General features: G+C 46.5%; 16 protein-coding genes. 10 read left to right on the top strand and 6 right to left on the bottom strand.

Going from position 1 to position 17097, the window contains the following annotated elements; genetic code table 11:
* The 3 genes from A3GA_RS11985 to A3GA_RS0105980 all read left to right on the top strand — a co-directional run.
* A partial coding sequence (locus A3GA_RS11985) for a zinc ribbon domain-containing protein (protein ID WP_018026488.1) occupies window positions 1–282 on the top strand: 282 nt, incomplete at its 5' end.
* Window positions 270–1328: a hypothetical protein gene (locus A3GA_RS0105985; RefSeq protein WP_018026487.1), complete on the top strand. Its 1059-nt coding sequence runs from the start codon at window positions 270–272 to the stop codon at window positions 1326–1328. The genes A3GA_RS11985 and A3GA_RS0105985, both read left to right, overlap by 13 nt.
* A gap of 351 nt (window positions 1329–1679) precedes the next feature.
* Entirely contained in the window at window positions 1680–3104 is a 1425-nt protein-coding gene (locus tag A3GA_RS0105980) for a DEAD/DEAH box helicase (RefSeq protein ID WP_018026486.1), read from the top strand.
* Between the two features lie 26 nt (window positions 3105–3130).
* Here A3GA_RS0105980 and A3GA_RS0105975 read toward each other — a convergent pair whose 3' ends face one another.
* A complete protein-coding gene (locus tag A3GA_RS0105975; RefSeq protein ID WP_225792204.1) occupies window positions 3131–3586 on the bottom strand; it encodes a thioredoxin family protein in 456 nt (151 codons plus the stop codon).
* 82 nt (window positions 3587–3668) lie between these two features.
* Here A3GA_RS0105975 and A3GA_RS0105970 point away from each other — a divergent pair, with 82 nt between their 5' ends.
* The 3 genes from A3GA_RS0105970 to A3GA_RS0105960 all read left to right on the top strand — a co-directional run bounded on the left by A3GA_RS0105970 (window position 3669) and on the right by A3GA_RS0105960 (window position 6021).
* Window positions 3669–4463 (top strand): competence/damage-inducible protein A, encoded by a 795-nt coding sequence (locus A3GA_RS0105970; RefSeq protein ID WP_018026484.1) that lies wholly within the window; start codon window positions 3669–3671, stop codon window positions 4461–4463.
* A 15-nt stretch (window positions 4464–4478) separates the two neighbouring features.
* Window positions 4479–5243 (top strand): IclR family transcriptional regulator, encoded by a 765-nt coding sequence (locus A3GA_RS0105965; RefSeq protein WP_018026483.1) that lies wholly within the window; start codon window positions 4479–4481, stop codon window positions 5241–5243.
* A 193-nt stretch (window positions 5244–5436) separates the two neighbouring features.
* Window positions 5437–6021: a phasin family protein gene (locus tag A3GA_RS0105960; RefSeq protein WP_018026482.1), complete on the top strand. Its 585-nt coding sequence runs from the start codon at window positions 5437–5439 to the stop codon at window positions 6019–6021.
* Window positions 6022–6138: 117 nt separating this feature from the next.
* Here the strand turns inward: A3GA_RS0105960 and A3GA_RS0105955 are convergent, their stop codons facing one another.
* From A3GA_RS0105955 to A3GA_RS0105940, 4 genes are read right to left on the bottom strand one after another with little or no spacing between them, the layout of a single operon-like run.
* Complete coding sequence (locus tag A3GA_RS0105955) at window positions 6139–7191, bottom strand: quinone-dependent dihydroorotate dehydrogenase (protein ID WP_018026481.1); 1053 nt, start codon at window positions 7189–7191, stop codon at window positions 6139–6141.
* Between the two features lie 24 nt (window positions 7192–7215).
* Complete coding sequence (locus A3GA_RS0105950) at window positions 7216–7923, bottom strand: arginyltransferase (protein ID WP_026156835.1); 708 nt, start codon at window positions 7921–7923, stop codon at window positions 7216–7218.
* Window positions 7907–8698, bottom strand: a complete 792-nt coding sequence (gene aat, locus A3GA_RS11405; protein WP_244264049.1) for a leucyl/phenylalanyl-tRNA--protein transferase — start codon at window positions 8696–8698, stop codon at window positions 7907–7909. Before aat ends, A3GA_RS0105950 begins: the two co-directional genes overlap by 17 nt.
* Before the next feature lie 2 nt (window positions 8699–8700).
* Complete coding sequence (locus A3GA_RS0105940) at window positions 8701–9279, bottom strand: NUDIX hydrolase (protein WP_018026478.1); 579 nt, start codon at window positions 9277–9279, stop codon at window positions 8701–8703.
* 372 nt (window positions 9280–9651) lie between these two features.
* Here A3GA_RS0105940 and dctP point away from each other — a divergent pair, with 372 nt between their 5' ends.
* The 3 genes from dctP (at window position 9652) to A3GA_RS0105925 (ending at window position 12507) form a co-directional block, all read left to right on the top strand.
* The gene (gene dctP, locus A3GA_RS0105935; RefSeq protein ID WP_018026477.1) at window positions 9652–10653 is read left to right on the top strand and encodes a TRAP transporter substrate-binding protein DctP; all 1002 of its coding nucleotides are present in this window, start codon (window positions 9652–9654) and stop codon (window positions 10651–10653) included.
* A 97-nt stretch (window positions 10654–10750) separates the two neighbouring features.
* Complete coding sequence (locus tag A3GA_RS0105930) at window positions 10751–11230, top strand: TRAP transporter small permease (protein WP_018026476.1); 480 nt, start codon at window positions 10751–10753, stop codon at window positions 11228–11230.
* Entirely contained in the window at window positions 11230–12507 is a 1278-nt protein-coding gene (locus tag A3GA_RS0105925) for a TRAP transporter large permease (RefSeq protein WP_018026475.1), read from the top strand. Before A3GA_RS0105930 ends, A3GA_RS0105925 begins: the two co-directional genes overlap by 1 nt.
* Before the next feature lie 77 nt (window positions 12508–12584).
* On the opposite strand, the gene A3GA_RS0105920 is transcribed toward A3GA_RS0105925, so the two are convergent.
* Entirely contained in the window at window positions 12585–14837 is a 2253-nt protein-coding gene (locus A3GA_RS0105920; RefSeq protein ID WP_018026474.1) for an FUSC family protein, read from the bottom strand.
* 524 nt (window positions 14838–15361) lie between these two features.
* Between A3GA_RS0105920 and ilvB the strand changes: the two genes are divergently transcribed.
* Entirely contained in the window at window positions 15362–17089 is a 1728-nt protein-coding gene (ilvB, locus tag A3GA_RS0105915) for a biosynthetic-type acetolactate synthase large subunit (protein WP_018026473.1), read from the top strand.
* Window positions 17090–17097 lie beyond the last annotated feature (8 nt).

The following is a 17097-nucleotide window of genomic DNA, read 5'->3' as shown; positions in this document are numbered from 1 at the left end:
TACAAGTTGGCGTGGAACGGCGGATACCTCATCGCTGTGCCGCCGCAGAATACGAGCCGCAGCTGTCCGTGCTGCGGTCATGTGTCGGCTGAGAACCGCCAGACGCAAGCCCGGTTCGAGTGCGTGGAATGCGGTTTCGAGGAAAACGCCGATCTCGTCGGCGCGATCAATGTTCTAAGGGCGGGACACGCCCGGTTCGCCTGTGAAGTGAGCGGTGCAGTCATGCCGCCAGCAGCAGAAACCCACCGAAGCGATTCAGGTGCGGCTCAATGCCGCAGCTGAGCGCCGTAGGAATCTCCGGCCTTCAGGCCGGGGAGGATGTCAATCAATCAAATGTTGCCCGTAAAAATATTTTAAATAATCGATATGCAGTATCAAAATTAAAGGAACATCTGGAATTAGGCGGTCGTAAATTTGAGGGAGAAACTGTTTTTATAAAAGAGGAAATAGCGAATCTGTTAGCGATTGATGAGCGCACAGTAGATCGCTATTTGCGCGATTATGCTGAAGAGTTATCTGAAAATGGTTATCGAGTCATTCGCGGTAAAGCTTTGCAGTCACTAAAATCAAGCTATGTTAGCGACATGAGTGTCGCTAACATCAGCCCTAAAACTCCAGTACTTGGGATTTTTACATTTCGAACGCTCTTAAATTTAGCAATGTTGGTGACTGAAAGCGATGTTGCCAAGGCAATTCGCAGCCGTATGCTAGATATTGTCATAGATTTGATTGCGGAAAAAGCAGGGGGACACACAAAGTATATTAATCAACGTGTATCGGATTACCTGCCAGCAGCATTTAGAGAAGAGAGCTATCGCAAAGAGTTTAGCGATGCTTTAGAGCAGTATCTAAATATGCCAAATATTAAATACGCTATTTATACTAATAAAATATATCAGGCAGTTTTCCGTGAGAATGCGGCTGAGTATCGAGAGATATTAAAACTCTCTGAAAAAGATAAGGTCCGTAATACGATGTACTCCGAAGTTTTAAATCTAATAGCTAGCTTTGAACATGGCTTAGCCAATGAGATGAAACAAAAGAGTCAGGAATTAGGGCGTAAACTTCAACCCATAGAGCTCGATCTATTGATCAGTCAGGCTGAAGATAATCCTTATTTAAAACCCTCAATTGAAGATGCGCGAATAAAAATGGCAAGTCGAGATCTAGGCTTTCGCAGTGTTCAACATAATAAACTGGCCCATTATATCGACGCAATTCCTGAAAGTGATTTTGAAGCATTCTTAGGTGAGCGTAGCAAATCATTAGAGAAGCAGCTATTAGATCCTGAAATGTTAGCTGTCTTTAAGCGTTTAAAGGACCGTTGAGAGAGATAAGATCTATTTTTCTTGAGCTCACCGATTCTTAACGACAATTACACCCCCCCCCTCATACCCAACCAATCTTGGACGAAAAAGCCAGGACCCACACTATCGTGCAGAGCTGTTCGTGCGAGTGATGCTTAGCAATAGAGCCTTCGATAGCTGATGTTAAATGAATCATTCTCTTTGCATTGGGGCTGTGATTGTGACTTATTAGGAGTGAATAATGGGAGTTTCCTCAGCAACTTAATCGATGAATCTGCTTTTTTCTTTATTAATCAGGGTAGCTAAGACGCCCTGTAGTAAAATGAGCTTTACAACATAGATTTTATAGAGAAGTAGGTATTACAAATCCATATGCAGCGTCATTTAAGTAATAACAATAATAATTCAAGCAGCTCCGATAGCAGTCCCGCTGCCGACAACGAGCAGTTATCATTTGAGGACTTCGGCTTACATCCCGACCTGTTAAAAGCCATTGCTCATAGTGGCTACACAAAGCCCACCCCAATTCAGGCACAATCGATTCCAGCCGTATTGGCTGGGCGTGATGTGATGGGGGCGGCGCAAACCGGTACGGGTAAGACAGCGGCATTTACCTTGCCGGTCTTGCATCGCATCATGCCTTTTGCGAGTCACAGTACTTCGCCTGCACGTCATCCCGTGCGTGCCTTGATTTTAACGCCGACCCGTGAATTGGCTGATCAGGTGGCAGAAAATGTCGAGCGCTATTGTAGTACCTCTGCCTTACGTTCCACCGCCATTTATGGTGGGGTTGATATTCGTCCCCAACGGGATGAGTTGCGCCAAGGTTGCGAGTTATTAATCGCAACCCCCGGCCGTTTATTAGATCATTTAGAACAAAAAAATGTCAATTTAAGCCAAGTGGGTGTCTTGGTGCTAGATGAGGCCGACCGTATGTTGGATATGGGCTTTATGCCTGATCTTGAGCGAATTGTTAGTTATTTGCCTAAGCAACGTCAGAATCTGTTGTTTTCCGCTACCTTTAGTCCCGATATTCGTAAATTAGCTCGGAGTATTCTCAACCATCCCGTTGAAATTACCGTGGCAAATAACAATCAGACCGCAGATACCGTGACTCAAATCGTCTATCAAGTCAATGCGCAGGATAAGCGTTCAGCCCTGTTGTATTTGTTGATGACGCATTATTCAGAGCAGGTGATTGTGTTTGCTAATACCAAGCTCGAAGTGAATCGATTAAGTCGCTTTTTGGTGCAAGAGGGGATATCGGCCGAGCCCATTCATGGGGATCGTTCGCAATTTGAACGGACTAAGACGCTAGAGGATTTTAAAGCGGCTAAGGTGCAGGTATTGGTGGCAACGGATGTGGCAGCACGTGGTTTGGATGTGGCTGGCTTGCCTTGTGTGATTAACTATGACTTACCTTTTAATCCCGAGGATTATGTGCATCGTATCGGTAGAACAGGGCGTGCTGGTGCCAAAGGGACGGCCATTGCCTTTTATGATGAGGCCGAGGAATCAATGCTATTAGCCAATATCCAGGAGCTGGTTAAGCAGGATCTGCAACTAGCGCAATTAACCATTCCTGAGACCTTTATTGAACGGGCAAAAGAGCAGCCACGTCGCTCCTATCAGCAGCAGGCGAAGCGTGAACCGATTGATGCCTTTTTCTATAAGCCGTATGAGCCGGATCTAAGTGATGCACCAGCAGCCACCGGCAAACCACAACGTTCACACGAACGGCAAGAGCCAATGTTGGCGGTTTTGCTCGGTGGTGGTAGAAAATCTAGTCGAGAATAAGCCGTATCAAGTCAGTCTTGGGGCGACTACTTATCGGTCGCGCCTGCGGCTAGTAGCTCGCTAATCGCTCTAGGTCCCTCATCACTTTTGATGACCTGACCCTCCTGCGTATTTAGTAACAACCGCTCCAGATGGGCAATATAAGGCAGCATGGTGCCAAAAAATCGATTGCTGCCCGCTTCTTGAATCAAAATGGTGGGAAAATTTTCTACATCCAAATCGTCCAGTAAGGACTCTTCATCCTCAATATCCACCCATAAAAACACCTGCTCGGGAAACTTCTGGCTCAGTTCCTTAAAGGCCTCTAAGTAGCCATCACAGGTGCGACACCAAGCGGCACAATAACAGACCACAATACGTTGATTGTTGGCTGCAAGCGCCGCTTGAATTTCATCAATGTGTTCAAAAGCTTTTATAAAAAAAGACATGGATAAACCCGTAGTGTAGAAGCGATTTGATAAACTTCTATTAATCTTTTGCATCAGCATTTATACCTGAATTCGCAAATGCCGTCTATTATTATGTGCAATTTACTAACACATGTTAAATCATAAGGGAGCCCCTATGCCTAAGTCCAGAAAGTTTGGCTTAATCATCGTCGGTGATGAGATTTTATCTGGTCGTCGTCAAGACAAGCATTTGAGTAAAGTGATTGAGTTGCTTAGTGCACGAGGTATGGACTTATCGTGGGCGCGCTTTATTGGCGATGACTTAGATGAGTTAGTGCGAATTTATCGAGAAACCTTTGCCAGTGGTGATATCGTTTTTTCTACCGGTGGTATCGGTGCCACCCCAGATGATAAAACCCGTGAGGCTGCGGCTAAGGCGCTCGGCGTGCCATTAGTGCTTCATCCAGAGGCTGAGGCCTTGATTATGGAGTATGTAATGAGTCGCGCCGCCATTGGTAAGATTGATCAGGATATGGGCGCCCCTGAAAACCAGCGCCGTTTAGCCATGGGGGTGTTTCCCGAGGGCGCTGAGATTGTGCCTAATTTTTATAATCGTATCCCTGGCTTTTTTATTAAGGATCATACCTTTGTACCCGGTTTTCCTGAAATGGCTTGGGCGATGTTTGAGTGGGTGCTGGATAATAAGTACTTGGCATTGCAAAATAACCCCACTAAAACCTTGGCGGTGAATGTCTATCATATCCCCGAGTCACGAATTGCGCCTTCATTAGAGGAGATTGAGAGCCGTTGGCCTGATGTGACGACCTTTAGTTTGCCTAAAATGGCGCAAGGTGATACCCCTGGCTTTATAGATTTAGGGGTTAAGGGTAAAAACGAGAGCTCGCTTAAGGAAGCCTATGACTTTTTGCGCGGTGAGGTGTTGCGCGTCGGCGGTCGTTTTAGTTTCTAGTGTCGGCGGACAGCGATGACAGAGGGTAGGTCTAAATATTCGATTCAGGTACTTGAGCGTGCGGCGCGGTTGATGGAGTTACTCGCTCAATCAACTGAGCCCTTGAGTCTTAAGGATTTGGTGGCGCAGAGCGACTTAAATATTTCTACCTGTCATCGAATTTTAAATGACTTAGTGCTTGCTCAGTTTGTCGAGCATTTGCCAGGCGGTCGCTATCAACTCGGTTTGCGTTTGTTGGAGTTAGGCCATTTGGTTAAAAATCGACTCAATATTCAGGAATTAGCCTATCCGCAAATGCAGGAATTGCATAGAAAAACCGGTGAGACCATTAATTTATCGATTCGACAGGGCGATGATATTGTTTATATCGAACGCTGTTGGAGCGGTCAATCAGGCATTCATGTGGTGCGACCCATTGGCGGACGAGCCCCCTTGCATTTAACTGCCGTAGGTAAGCTCTTTTTGGCGGATTTTGATGCGGTGGAATTACTGGATTATGTGCAACGTACCGGTATTCCGGCGAGTACCGCCAAAAGCGTCAATGAAGTGCAGCGATTAAAAAATGAATTAGCGGCGATTCATCAGCAGGGCTTTGCCATTGATAACGAGGAACTAGAAGAGGGGGTGCGTTGTTTGGCAGCAGCGATTCTTAATGAGCAGGGACGGGTCGTGGCTGGTTTATCCCTGTCTGCGCCGGCTGCACGTATCCAATATGCGTGGAGTCAGGACTTAAAACGTGCCGCCAAAGACATCTCTCGCGAGCTGGGTTGCTTTTTATAAGCTCTGCTAGCTAATTGATTTATATATCATTTCTTTTCGCCAATCTGTTTGTGCAATGCAACAAAACACTTGACAGAGAGTGTCTTCTTTGGAATAATAACAATTGTTGCGATGCAACATAGGATTCATAATATGCTGCATCAACGATGAAGTACTCCCATTTAAACTGTCTCGTACTAAAAAGGAATTTATTATGAATAACCAAGTTCAACAGCAATTATTACAGCGTCAAAAAGAAGCCATCGATACGTTTATCTCTGTTCAGGGTTCTTTATTCAGCGGTTTCGAAAAACTAGTTGATTTAAACCTAAAAGCTATTAAAAGCGCTATCGCTGACGCTGCTGACCAAACTCAACAAGTTGCTGAGTTAAAAGATCCTCAAGAAGCTGCTAGCTACGTTGCTGCTATCGCTCAGCCTAACGCTGAAAAAGCCGTTGCTTATACGCAAGACGTGTACGCTATCATGAACGAAGTAAGCAAAGAGCTTATCAAGCTTACTGAAGAGCAAGTAGCTGAATCTCAAAAGAAAATGGAAGAAGCTTTAGAGCAGTTTGCTAAAAATGCACCTACTGGTTCTGAAAGCGCTATCGCTCTATTGAAATCAAGCTTTGCTACTGCTAGCAACGCCTACGATTCTATCAACAAGGCTGCTAAACAAGCGGCTGAAGTTGCTCAAAATAACTTAGCTGCTGCTACAAGTGCTACTTTAAAAGCTACTGAAAATGCAACTAAAGCGGCTGCTGCAGCTAAACCAGCTACTAAAACAGCTGCTAAGTAATTACTTAGCTTTGTAGCTGCAGTCTTAGACGAGTTGCAGCCTACATCAAAGTAAACATACCGTCAGATCGATTGATTTGACGGTATTTTTTATGCGGTTGCAGATTAGCTTTGGAGCTTAAAGACCAGCAGCTTTGATCGCATGAACACAGTTTTTAACCAGCTGCGGGCCTTGGTAAATTAAGCCTGTATAAAGTTGTACAAGATCAGCACCCGCTTGCAGCTTTTCTACGGCTTGGCGTCCATGACTAATACCACCCACCCCGATAATTGCGACATCAGGTCCTAAATGATTACGCAAGGTTTTAATCACTTCTAGTGACATGGCATGTACCGGCGGACCTGATAAACCACCTTTTTCATCTGCATGTGGCAGGCCCTGCACCGCCTCTCGGGAAAGTGTGGTGTTGGTGGCAATCACACCGTCTAGTCGGTGATGACGCACAATATTGCAAATGGCAATGCATTGTTCTTGACTAATGTCTGGCGCGATTTTTAATAAAATAGGCACCTGCTTAGATTGGGCTTGGGCTAGTACTTCACGCTCATCCACTAAGGCTTTTAATAAGCGATCTAACTCATCCTCAGCTTGTAGTGAGCGCAGATTCTCAGTATTCGGTGAGGAGATATTGATAGTAATATAGTCAGCATGTGCGTAGACACCGCGTAGACCGATTAGGTAATCATCAACTGCATGCTCGATGGGCGTGGCTGCGTTTTTGCCGATATTTAAACCTAAAATACCCCCGTATTCACGGTATTGATGCGTTTGTACATTCGCTAAAAAGCTATCTAAACCTTGATTATTAAAGCCCATACGATTAATCAAACATCCTCTTTCGGGAATGCGAAAGAGGCGAGGCTTAGGGTTGCCGTCTTGTGGTTTAGGGGTGACCGTGCCCACTTCGATAAAGCCAAAACCTAAGGTGCCTAGGGCATCGATAAACTCACCGTTCTTGTCCAAGCCAGCAGCTAAACCAACGGGATTTAAAAAGGTCAGGCCCATGACTTTTTTAGGCGTTTGTGGCATATCAGCGCTTAGACATTTTTTTAACACCTCAATCTTGGAGAGGTTATTTAACATCGTTAGGGTTTTATGATGCGCCGTTTCTGCATCCATGCGAAATAATAGCGGTCGTATCAGGGGATAAAAGTTGATTGTTGAAAGCATAACAAGACGCCCTAAAAATAATAATTAATCACGATTATAAGGAATCCACGTCCCGTCTCGGAAAATCTCAACGGGCTGATAGTCCATTTTATAGTTGAGCTTTTGACAACCCTCGACCCAATAGCCTAGATAAAGCCAGGGTTTGGCTGCCACTTTACATAAATCCAATTGGCATAAAATACCATAATGCCCCAAACTTGTTTTATCCTCGGGATCGTAAAAGGTATAAACGGCAGATAGCCCGTCATCACTCATATCAATGAGGGAGACCATTTTTAATTGATGGTTGGCATCACGATACTCTAGCAAGGCACTATCCACATAGCTTTGCAGAATAAACTCCTTATAATCCGTACGCATGCTGAGCTCGCTTTGCACCTCACCATGTCGATGTTGTTGGTACTTCTGATACAGTTGAAAATGCGCCTCTTCCCAGCGCAGCGGTAATCGACGGCAATGCAGGTGACGGTTTTTATTGATAATCCGCTTAAAGCGTTTGGATAAGGTGAATCGATTAACATCAATCCTTAGCGACTGACAAGCACGACATTGAGCGCATTGAGGGCGATACACAAAAACACCGCTACGTCTAAAGCCTTGGCGTAGCAAAGGACCGTAATAAGAGGCATTGACCTGATTTGCAGGCACGATAACTTGTGAGCTAGCTTGCTGGTCCGCCAAATAGCTGCACTTAACGGGAGAGGAGAGGTGGAGATTAAAGGACTGCATCATTGTCCTCACCCGCTGATACGGCGCGAATATACTGTCCGTCCAATGAAATGCGTCCGCTTGGCCAATGCACGGGTGCGGCGGCATAGGCTAATTGTTGTAAATAAAATTCGTAATCCGCTCGTGGGATTAAGGTAGCACCGAAGCTACGTAAATACTCAGAGTCCTGTTGACAATCAATCAGTCGAATACCTTGTTGTGCCAAAAAAGGTACTGCATGGCTAAAGGCAATGCGTGAGGCTTGGGAAAGCTTACTAAACATCGATTCGCCGCAAAAAATTTGCCCTAAACTCACCCCATAAAGACCGCCAATCAGCTCACCATCCTGCCACGTTTCGAAGCTATGCGCCATGCCGTGACGATGTAATTCGCTGTAGGCCTCGATAATTTCATCAGAAATCCAACCACCATCAAAATCCTGTTGCCTTGGAATGGCGGCACATGCCTGTATCACCTCTTCAAAACATTGGTTGACCGTCACTTGAATAGCAGCGTAAGCATGCTGTTCCTCACGGCGAATGGCTCTGAGCTGCTTTTTAAAATTCTTTGACAGATGTAGCTCATGAGGTCTTAACACCAGGCGTTCTGTAGGCGCCCACCAGAGTGTGAGCTCCTCCCCGATTGGACTGCAAGGATAGTAGCCCTGATGATAGGCGCGCCACACCAACCGGGCGCTCACTGCTTGACTAACGGCAATTAGACCCTCGGGATCACTTAAGGCAAAGTGGCTCGGGGGCAAATCGCTGTATTCATCAATCAAATAAAGTGGCGCCATCATGCTTATTCGATAACGTAATTAAAAGGCCCAAAATCACCGCTTTCCAAGGCCTGTACATAATGCTCTAAGGTGGTACGAATGCTTCTAAAAGCTAGCTCATCCCAAGGAATATCCTGGATATCAAAGTAGGCGGCCTCCAAGCTTTCAATACCGGGGTCTAGCTGATCGTTATGGGCTTGAGCTAAATAATACAAATGCAATTGATTGGCGCTAGGCACATCAATGATGGTAAATAAATCACCAATCTCAACCTGAGCGCCGGCTTCTTCGAGGGTTTCACGTTTGGCCCCATGGGCAGTGGTTTCAGAAAGCTCCATAAAACCCGCCGGGAAGGTCCATGTGCCATAGCGCGGCTCAATGGCGCGCTTGCAAAGGAGGACTTTGTTGTTATAAATCGGTAGTGCACCAACCACGATCAAGGGATTGCGATAATGCACCGCACCGCATGCTAAACACGCGTCACGTAGCTCATTATCCCCCGGTGGAATAATGCGACTAAGCTCCGCACCACATTGGTTACAAAAGCGCTGCGAAACCGGGTTGGGGAAAAAGAAGGAAGCATCGTGTTTGTGTTGTGTCATGACTCGTTCGATCAATAGGAAAGGGCGTTGTTAATAACAATGATCTTATTATACGGTGATGGCTAGATAAGTACAGGCTTTAGGAAGTGAGCGGTAAATGGCTTATGGCTATGGAGGTAGCTGTGTTTTAAACTGGAAGAGGCTCGAGGCGTTGAGAGCGTGCCGAGCACTGGGAATAGTGAGTCGAGCACTGGGAATAGTGGGCCGAGCACTGGGAATAAGGGCGAAGATTTTGAGGGTGGCAATGTGCATAGTCTTCAAATAAAGTAAGGGAGGAATTGCTCCACGCGGCTTTGTACTTGCCCTAATTGACAGACGCGGTTCAATGTTTTACCTTACACAGAGATTATTTTTAGCAATGAGGAAGCTCCTATGAAGTTTACACGTTCACTACTCGCCTTGGCGGCCGGCTTGGCTTGTTATGCTAGCAGCGCATTGTCTGCCCAAGTGGTTAATCTTTCTTATAACGGTGCACCCGATGCGGAGAAAAATGCGGTGCACGCCTTTGCTGCTGATTTACAGGCACTGGTCAAGGAAAAAACCGGTGGTGCCATTGAGTTGAAGCTTTATCCTAACTCCATGCTAGGTGAGGAAGAGGCGCGTATGGAGCAAACCATGACGACGCCGAGTCTTAATATTGCCTCCTTTGCTGGTGTCTCACCCTTAGTGCCAGAGGTGTATGTTAGCGCCACCCCGTTTATGTTTAAGGACTTTGCTACGGCACGTCAATTCTTTGATGAAGGCAAGTATTGGTCCATGGTATCCGAGGCTTTGGAGCAGCGTTCAGGTCTAAAAATGTTGGCGGTCGTTGAAGAGGGTGGTTTTTTAGCCTTTACCAATAGCAAAAAAGCCATTGCCTCACCGGATGATTTTAAAGGCTTACGTTTCCGTGCCATGGATCCGAGCCAAGTGGCGCTGTATGAGGCCTTTGGTGCGTCCGGTACGCCTATTCCTTGGACCGAAGTATATATGGCTTTAAAAACCGGTGTGGCAGACGGGCAGATGAATCCACCGATGTACATTCTATTAGGTAGCTTGCACGAGGTTCAAAAGTACCTGACCCTGGCCAATATTCAATATTCCGATCAGTTTTTAGTCGGCAATGCAAAAATGATTGAGGCCTGGGATGAGAAAACGCGTAGCGCCTTTATGGAAGCCGTGGCAGAGGCGAATAAAAATGCCCGCCAGCTCAATGAGGCTAAGGTTGAGGAGCGGATTGAAACCCTTGCAAATCATGGCATGGAAGTGATTCGTCCAAACGCTGAGCAGCTAGCGGCGTTCCGAGAAAAATCAGCACCAGCCTATGAGAAATTCTTAGCCGATCAAAAAATCTCGCAGGAGTTTTTAGACGCAGCTAAAAACGACTTAAAATAATCGCCTAGCTTTGCTTTTCATGATGGCCTTTTGATGAGTTCGAGAGGCCATCTTTGATCTACTAGTTTAAATTTAAATAAAATCGTGAGAAGATAGTATGCGCTCATCTCTATGTGAAGGCGTTGCACGCTTAAGCATCGGCGTGGCCACCTTGATGGTGATAATTAATGTCAGTGTGGTCTTATACGGCATCGCCATGCGTTACGTATTTGGCGGAGCACCGATCTGGACCGATGAACTAGCGCGCTATGCCATGATTGCGACCGCCATGTTAGGGATGGCGGGTGTCTGGTTGCGTGGCGAACATATGCGGATTTCCTTAGCTGAACGATTCCTACCACCTGCAAAAGCACGTTGGGTGGTGCGCTATCAATGGTTTTTGGGTGTCGTGATTGCCTTAGTTGGTGCTTGGCTTTGCTGGCGCTATGCCCAGTCAGTATCCATGTTCCGTTCGCCAACCTTGGGTTTGAGTCGCACCCTACTGATGCTATCGATGCCGATTGGTTTTGCCTTACTTGCCCTCGGCTTGTTGCTGCGGGGTGCTAAGCCTATGCCACAACAAATAGGAGAGGTCTAATGCTAATCACCATGTTTTTGGTCTTTGTTGTGCATGCATTATTGGGCGTTCCGCTATTTATGTCACTCTTAGTGACCTCCTTGGTGGGCTTTTGTTTTGTGGATCTGGAGATGGTCGCCAGAGTGATGCCACAACAATTTTTTAATGGCATTAACAGTTTTTCTTTGATGGCCATTCCATTTTTTATCTTGGCAGGTAATTTACTTAATGCCAGTGGCATGACCACACGCATCATGGACGTGGCGCGCTGTTTAGTAGGCCATTGGCGTGGTGGTATGGGGCATGTGAATGTCGTAGGTAGTGTATTTTTTGCGGGGGTTAATGGCTCTGCAGTTGCGGATACCTCAGCCTTGGGTTCGATTTTAGTGCCGGCCATGCGTAAGGACGGTTATTCCACCGCCTTTGCCGCTGGTCTGACAGCTGGCTCCTCCCTAATCGGTCCAATTATACCGCCCTCGATTTTTATGATTCTGTATAGTGCACTCACCAATACCTCAGTGGGTTCGCTTTTTTTGGCAGGTGTCGTGCCTGGCTTACTACTCGGCGTGGCTTATATGATTTTAAATGCCATGTATGCCTATAAGCATCATTTACCTGCTTCTGAAAAGTGGGCAGGCTGGTCGGTGTTGCTACGCAGTCTATTGTTTGCCTTACCTGCTTTGGTTGCGCCATTTATTATTGTTGCCGGTATCGTCTTTGGTAAGGTCACGCCCACGGAATCGGGTGCCTTAACAGCCGCCTATGTTGCTGTTTATGGACTATTGAGTCGCTCCTTAACACTGCCAAAATTGCTGAGTGCGGTTATTGAGACGGCGCGTTTAAGCTCGGCCATTTTCCTTATTATTGCGGCTTCAGCCACCGTGAGTTGGTTGCTTTCTTATGTACAAGCACCGGCACAATTTGGTGAGTTGATTGCGCCTTTTATCCATAGTCCAACAACCGTTTTACTATTGATTAGTTTGATCACCTTTGTGACTGGGATGTTTATGGAAGAAGTATCGGCGCTGACATTGTTGACGCCGGTGTTATGGCCTGTTGCCATACAGGCAGGGGTGGATCCAGTGCATTTGGGCTTGGTGATAACTTTTAATATTACGATTGCCCTGATTACGCCGCCCATGGGTGCTTGTGTTTATGTGGCAGCCGCAGTGAGTAAGCTAGATATTCTGGATTTATTTAAAACGATCTGGCCCTTTGTGTTGGTTGCTGTGTTGGTGTTGTTACTGGTGATCTTCTTTCCAGTGTTGGTGTTGTGGCTACCACAAATGCTTGCCTAGGGCGAAGGATTGAAGCCTAGCTAAACGGTCACTCGGGTGTGATGATAAGCGTCGACGAGTGCTTGCTACGCCTATTATCACCCCAAGCCCATCGCCGTGGCCTCTTGCTTTAGTACCTGCGAGGCCTTGTACATCTGCTTCATCGGGAAGCGCATGCTGATATAGTCTTGCCCCGACTCAAGCGGAGGAGGTTCATCCTGTCCCTCAAATGGCTTTAAGGTCAGCATGTTATAAACATAGTCGATGTTTTTCTCCAAATCCGTAGGAATATCATCAAACTGACTCATCAGCGGCACCATGGAGTTTATCTGACTAGCCAAGGCATCAGCTTCCAGTAAAATGCGGTTTAAGCGAATAATATCCATTTGGCGACGGTCAGGTTCACTCATCATGCGGTTTAAACTATCGGTAAACAGTGCAAAGGCATCTTGCATTTTTTTGCGCGATAATTGCATTGCCAATAGCGTGGGCTCCGTTGGTTCCACCATCCGTTGATCCTTGGGTAGCGCTTGTAATACACGTACATGGGCAATGGTATCGTGCAGATAGTGATAAAGGGCGTCAATGGTATTACTCACATAGCGTGGTAGTTGATCCTTTTCCCACCAAGGCAATAAAAAGCTAAAGAGAAAAGTAATCACCGAAGCAATCGCTGTATCCAACGCCCGTTCACCGACCAACCAGTAAAAGCCTGGGGTCAGGTAGTGGAAACCAATCAAAATATAGACCGTGATAAAGACCGATCCCAGTTTAAAATTATCCTTAATATAGGTATTGCCTAAAATCATGGCGATGAACATCATCGTCAAAATCACAATATCATTGTGCGTAATGGCAAAGAGTCCGATCGTGATCACGCAGCCAATCAAGGTCCCGATAAGGCGCCAGCTCGTGCGCTGCTGGGTCAGGGTAAAGCCCGGACGCATAATCAGTAGTACCGTCACCAGAATCCAGTTACTATGATTGCTAAGGTTCTGATAGGTATCGCCATCAATGGGGGCGAGTAGCGCCAAAGCGGTGCCTAGCTGCACCAACAGCACTGCCGCCGTCACTCGCAGCGAATAGCGCACAATCGGTGAACGCAAGCCGTCTTTAAGCTGATTTACTAGACGCGACAGAGAATAGTCATTGGTCGAACGGAATTGCAATAAGGAGGGACTGATGGTGATTGCTTCCTTAGCGCTCGCTGTGCGTTGCAGACCGGACTGGCGTGGATCCGGTGGACCTTGGAAGTTTTTGACGTAGCGTAGATTATTACTGATTTCCTCCACATTAAAGTGGGTATTTCGAAGGCGTCGATAAATCTGGATCACTAAACCGTAAATTTCGGGGTCCTCTTGTGGCAGATTTTGCGCCCGAAACTGCTCAATTTCAAACTCCAGCGCTCGCAACTCGGCCTTGACACTACTGCGATAGGAGAGCGGTTCATTACGAATCAAATCGGTGGCAGCATGCTGCAGGGTGGTGCTTAAAATGACTAAAGTATCCCGCATAAACAGTAAGGCATCATGCTCACCTAGCTTTTCTCGAAGAAATTGATAATCCGTATGAGTAGCGACCATATTATCCATAATCGCCACCATCCGATTAAAGATATTCCACAAGCGAGTGCGTTGTTCATAGGAACTGCTCTCATCGGCGCTCGGCAAATGCCGTAAAATCATATCGCGCGCTGCTTGTTGTGCCTCAATCATGCGTGAGGTCTGGCTAATCAGTTGATGAAAGCTTTGATCTAAATCCCGCTCCATATCGTATAAACGGGCTCGTGCCAGCATATAATCGGCGGTGGCATAGAGCGCAGTCGCAATAATGAGACGCTGCTCGTATTTTCTAAACACATAGCTGATACTCAGGCTGAAAAACCAATAGCTAGTACAACCCAACAAGGTGAGTACACTATGTATCATCGCCTCATCAAAGGGTTTGACAAAATTATGATTGATTAGCACCGCTAGTAAGGCGGCAAAGCCAATCAACATGCCAGATTTACCGTAGCCGGCCAGAATGGTATAAAAAAACACCAACAGGGTGACGACAATCCAAGAAATCGCAGGATAGGGACCGACTAGGTTCACCAAAAAAGTGCCTGCACTACATAATAGCAAGGTGGATAAAAGCTCATTACTACGTGCTCGTAGACTGTAGGCAGCAGGTGGATCCACAATTGACATGGCCAAGACACCGCTGGCAAAGGCAACTCCATGGGCGTAGTCCTGCAATAAGCCGACAAAGACCACAACGGCCACAAATAAGCCGAAGGCCTTACGTAGTCCGAAGTATAGCTCCGGGCTGTGGATAAATTTATTGAGCGTATCGCTTGCAATATGCACTGCTTCTCACCTGATAATTAGGACTCATAAGACGCTTTATTATAAACTTTTGGGCGCAATCGATTTTCTAAAATTGATGAGATTGCCATTGCGATACTGTTGTTTTATGCATGATTTTTTAAAAAAAATGATGTATTTAGGCGATTGAATTGATTTTTTAATCCTAATGAGCTAATGTTTCTAGTTATGTTTTTTTATCAGAAAAACAACGGACTTATAGACAGAAGATATTCAATTACCCATTGAGTATAGTTGACTAGTTACACACCAAGTCATCGAGCTATATAGCCCTAAGTTTAGAAGAATCTGTCGTTTCTCGCCACAAGCGAATGCGCAGACTCCGTTTCTGACTTTTTTGCATATTTTTAATGCGATGTACAAGCCGCTGAAGGTCTTGTTCGAGCCAATTATCTGTTGTGGGTGGAGATCCTCTGTGAGGGTTGAAGCGCTGCGGCGGCTAGTTGACTACGTCAAGCACCACAAGTTCAGTAGGGTAACGTACTGGTTATGAAAGGATCATAAAAATGGAACAATTAACGGGCGCAGAGATAGTAGTTCGTTGTCTGGCCGAACAGGGTGTTAAGCACATCTTCGGTTATCCGGGCGGCGCAGTACTATACATCTATGACGCTATTTTCAGTCAAGAAGATTTTCAGCACATTCTAGTGCGTCATGAGCAAGCCGCAATTCATGCTGCCGATGCTTATTCCCGATCGTCTCATAAAGTTGGTGTAGCCCTGGTGACCAGTGGTCCTGGGCTGACAAATGCCGTGACCGGCCTGGCGACCGCATACATGGACTCGATTCCGATGGTGGTTATCAGTGGTCAGGTCGGCACTAAAATGATTGGTGAAGACGCCTTCCAAGAGTGTGATGCCGTGGGGATCACGCGTCCCTGCGTAAAGCATAATTTCCTAGTACGTGATGTCAAAGATTTGGCCGACACCATGCGTAAGGCCTTCCATATTGCTTCGACCGGTCGTCCCGGTCCGGTATTGGTGGATATTCCCAAGGATATTACCGTTGATACGTGTCGCTATGCACCACCCAAGGGGGAGGTGAGAATGCGCTCGTACAATCCAGTGGTTAAGGGGCATCAGGGGCAAATTAAAAAGGCCATTACCGCATTGCGCGCTGCCTCTCGACCGATGGTGTATGCCGGCGGTGGGGTGATTTTATCCAATGCGGCCGAGGAGCTGCGAGAGTTTGTTGATTTATTAGGAGCACCCTGCACCACTACCCTTATGGCCTTAGGCGGTCTTAATGCGAGTCATCCTAATTATGTCGGGATGCCGGGGATGCATGGTACCTATGAGGCCAATATGTCCATGCAAAACAGCGATGTGCTGATTTGTGTGGGTGCGCGTTTTGATGACCGCGTGGTTGCCAATCCTAAGCATTTTGGTCAGGTGCCACGTAAGGTGATTCATATTGACGTGGATCCATCTTCAATTTCTAAGCGTGTACGTGCGGACTTGCCAATTGTGGGTAATGTCAAAGACGTGCTGCAGGAGATGAACGCTCAGCTCCGCGCATTGCGAGATAATCCAGACAAGCCAGCTAAAAATATTGAGGCTTGGTGGCAGCAGATTAATGAGTGGCGTGAGCGTAAGTGCTTAGCTTATACACAGTCAGATGATGTGATTAAGCCTCAATTTGTGGTTGAAAAGCTATGGGAAGTGACTGGTGGCGAGGCCTTTGTTACTTCTGATGTAGGGCAGCACCAGATGTTTGCTGCGCAGTACTATGGCTTTGAAAAGCCGCGTCGTTGGTTAAATTCTGGCGGCTTGGGTACGATGGGCGTGGGCTTACCTTATGCCATGGGTGCGCAAATGGCAAATCCTGATGGGATGTTTGCTTGCATCACTGGTGAAGGCTCGATTCAGATGAATATTCAGGAGCTCGCCACGTGTAAGCAGTACGGTTTTACCCCGAAAATCATTTGTTTAAATAACCGTTATCTCGGTATGGTCAGGCAGTGGCAAGAGCTTGATTATGAGTCACGCTATTCCGAGTCCTATATGGATTCATTGCCCGACTTTGTGAAGTTAGCAGAGAGCTATGGTCATGTGGGGATTCAAGTGACCAAGGTGGCGGATGTGGAGCCGGCCTTGCGTGAGGCCTTTTTCGGTGCACACAAGGATCGTTTAGTGTTCCTTGATTTTATGACTGACCGTGAAACTAACGTTTGGCCGATGGTTAAAGCCGGTAAGGGCTTAACTGAAATGCTAATCGACGGCATTGATGTATAGGGGAAGGG

The organism is Oligella urethralis DSM 7531 (assembly GCF_000372065.1).
Lineage (GTDB): Bacteria > Pseudomonadota > Gammaproteobacteria > Burkholderiales > Burkholderiaceae_B > Oligella > Oligella urethralis.
This window is presented reverse-complemented; position numbering and strand designations above follow the sequence as displayed.

Excerpts from the sequence above, each read along its gene's own strand:
- A3GA_RS0105985 (WP_018026487.1), top strand. The coding sequence starts at position 270 with ATGCCGCAGCTGAGCGCCGTAGGAATCTCCGGCCTTCAGGCCGGGGAG.
- A3GA_RS0105980 (WP_018026486.1), top strand. The coding sequence starts at position 1,680 with ATGCAGCGTCATTTAAGTAATAACAATAATAATTCAAGCAGCTCCGAT.
- A3GA_RS0105975 (WP_225792204.1), bottom strand. The coding sequence starts at position 3,586 with ATGCAAAAGATTAATAGAAGTTTATCAAATCGCTTCTACACTACGGGT.
- A3GA_RS0105970 (WP_018026484.1), top strand. The coding sequence starts at position 3,669 with ATGCCTAAGTCCAGAAAGTTTGGCTTAATCATCGTCGGTGATGAGATT.
- A3GA_RS0105965 (WP_018026483.1), top strand. The coding sequence starts at position 4,479 with ATGACAGAGGGTAGGTCTAAATATTCGATTCAGGTACTTGAGCGTGCG.
- A3GA_RS0105960 (WP_018026482.1), top strand. The coding sequence starts at position 5,437 with ATGAATAACCAAGTTCAACAGCAATTATTACAGCGTCAAAAAGAAGCC.
- A3GA_RS0105955 (WP_018026481.1), bottom strand. The coding sequence starts at position 7,191 with ATGCTTTCAACAATCAACTTTTATCCCCTGATACGACCGCTATTATTT.
- A3GA_RS0105950 (WP_026156835.1), bottom strand. The coding sequence starts at position 7,923 with ATGATGCAGTCCTTTAATCTCCACCTCTCCTCTCCCGTTAAGTGCAGC.
- aat (WP_244264049.1), bottom strand. The coding sequence starts at position 8,698 with ATGATGGCGCCACTTTATTTGATTGATGAATACAGCGATTTGCCCCCG.
- A3GA_RS0105940 (WP_018026478.1), bottom strand. The coding sequence starts at position 9,279 with ATGACACAACACAAACACGATGCTTCCTTCTTTTTCCCCAACCCGGTT.
- dctP (WP_018026477.1), top strand. The coding sequence starts at position 9,652 with ATGAAGTTTACACGTTCACTACTCGCCTTGGCGGCCGGCTTGGCTTGT.
- A3GA_RS0105930 (WP_018026476.1), top strand. The coding sequence starts at position 10,751 with ATGCGCTCATCTCTATGTGAAGGCGTTGCACGCTTAAGCATCGGCGTG.
- A3GA_RS0105925 (WP_018026475.1), top strand. The coding sequence starts at position 11,230 with ATGCTAATCACCATGTTTTTGGTCTTTGTTGTGCATGCATTATTGGGC.
- ilvB (WP_018026473.1), top strand. The coding sequence starts at position 15,362 with ATGGAACAATTAACGGGCGCAGAGATAGTAGTTCGTTGTCTGGCCGAA.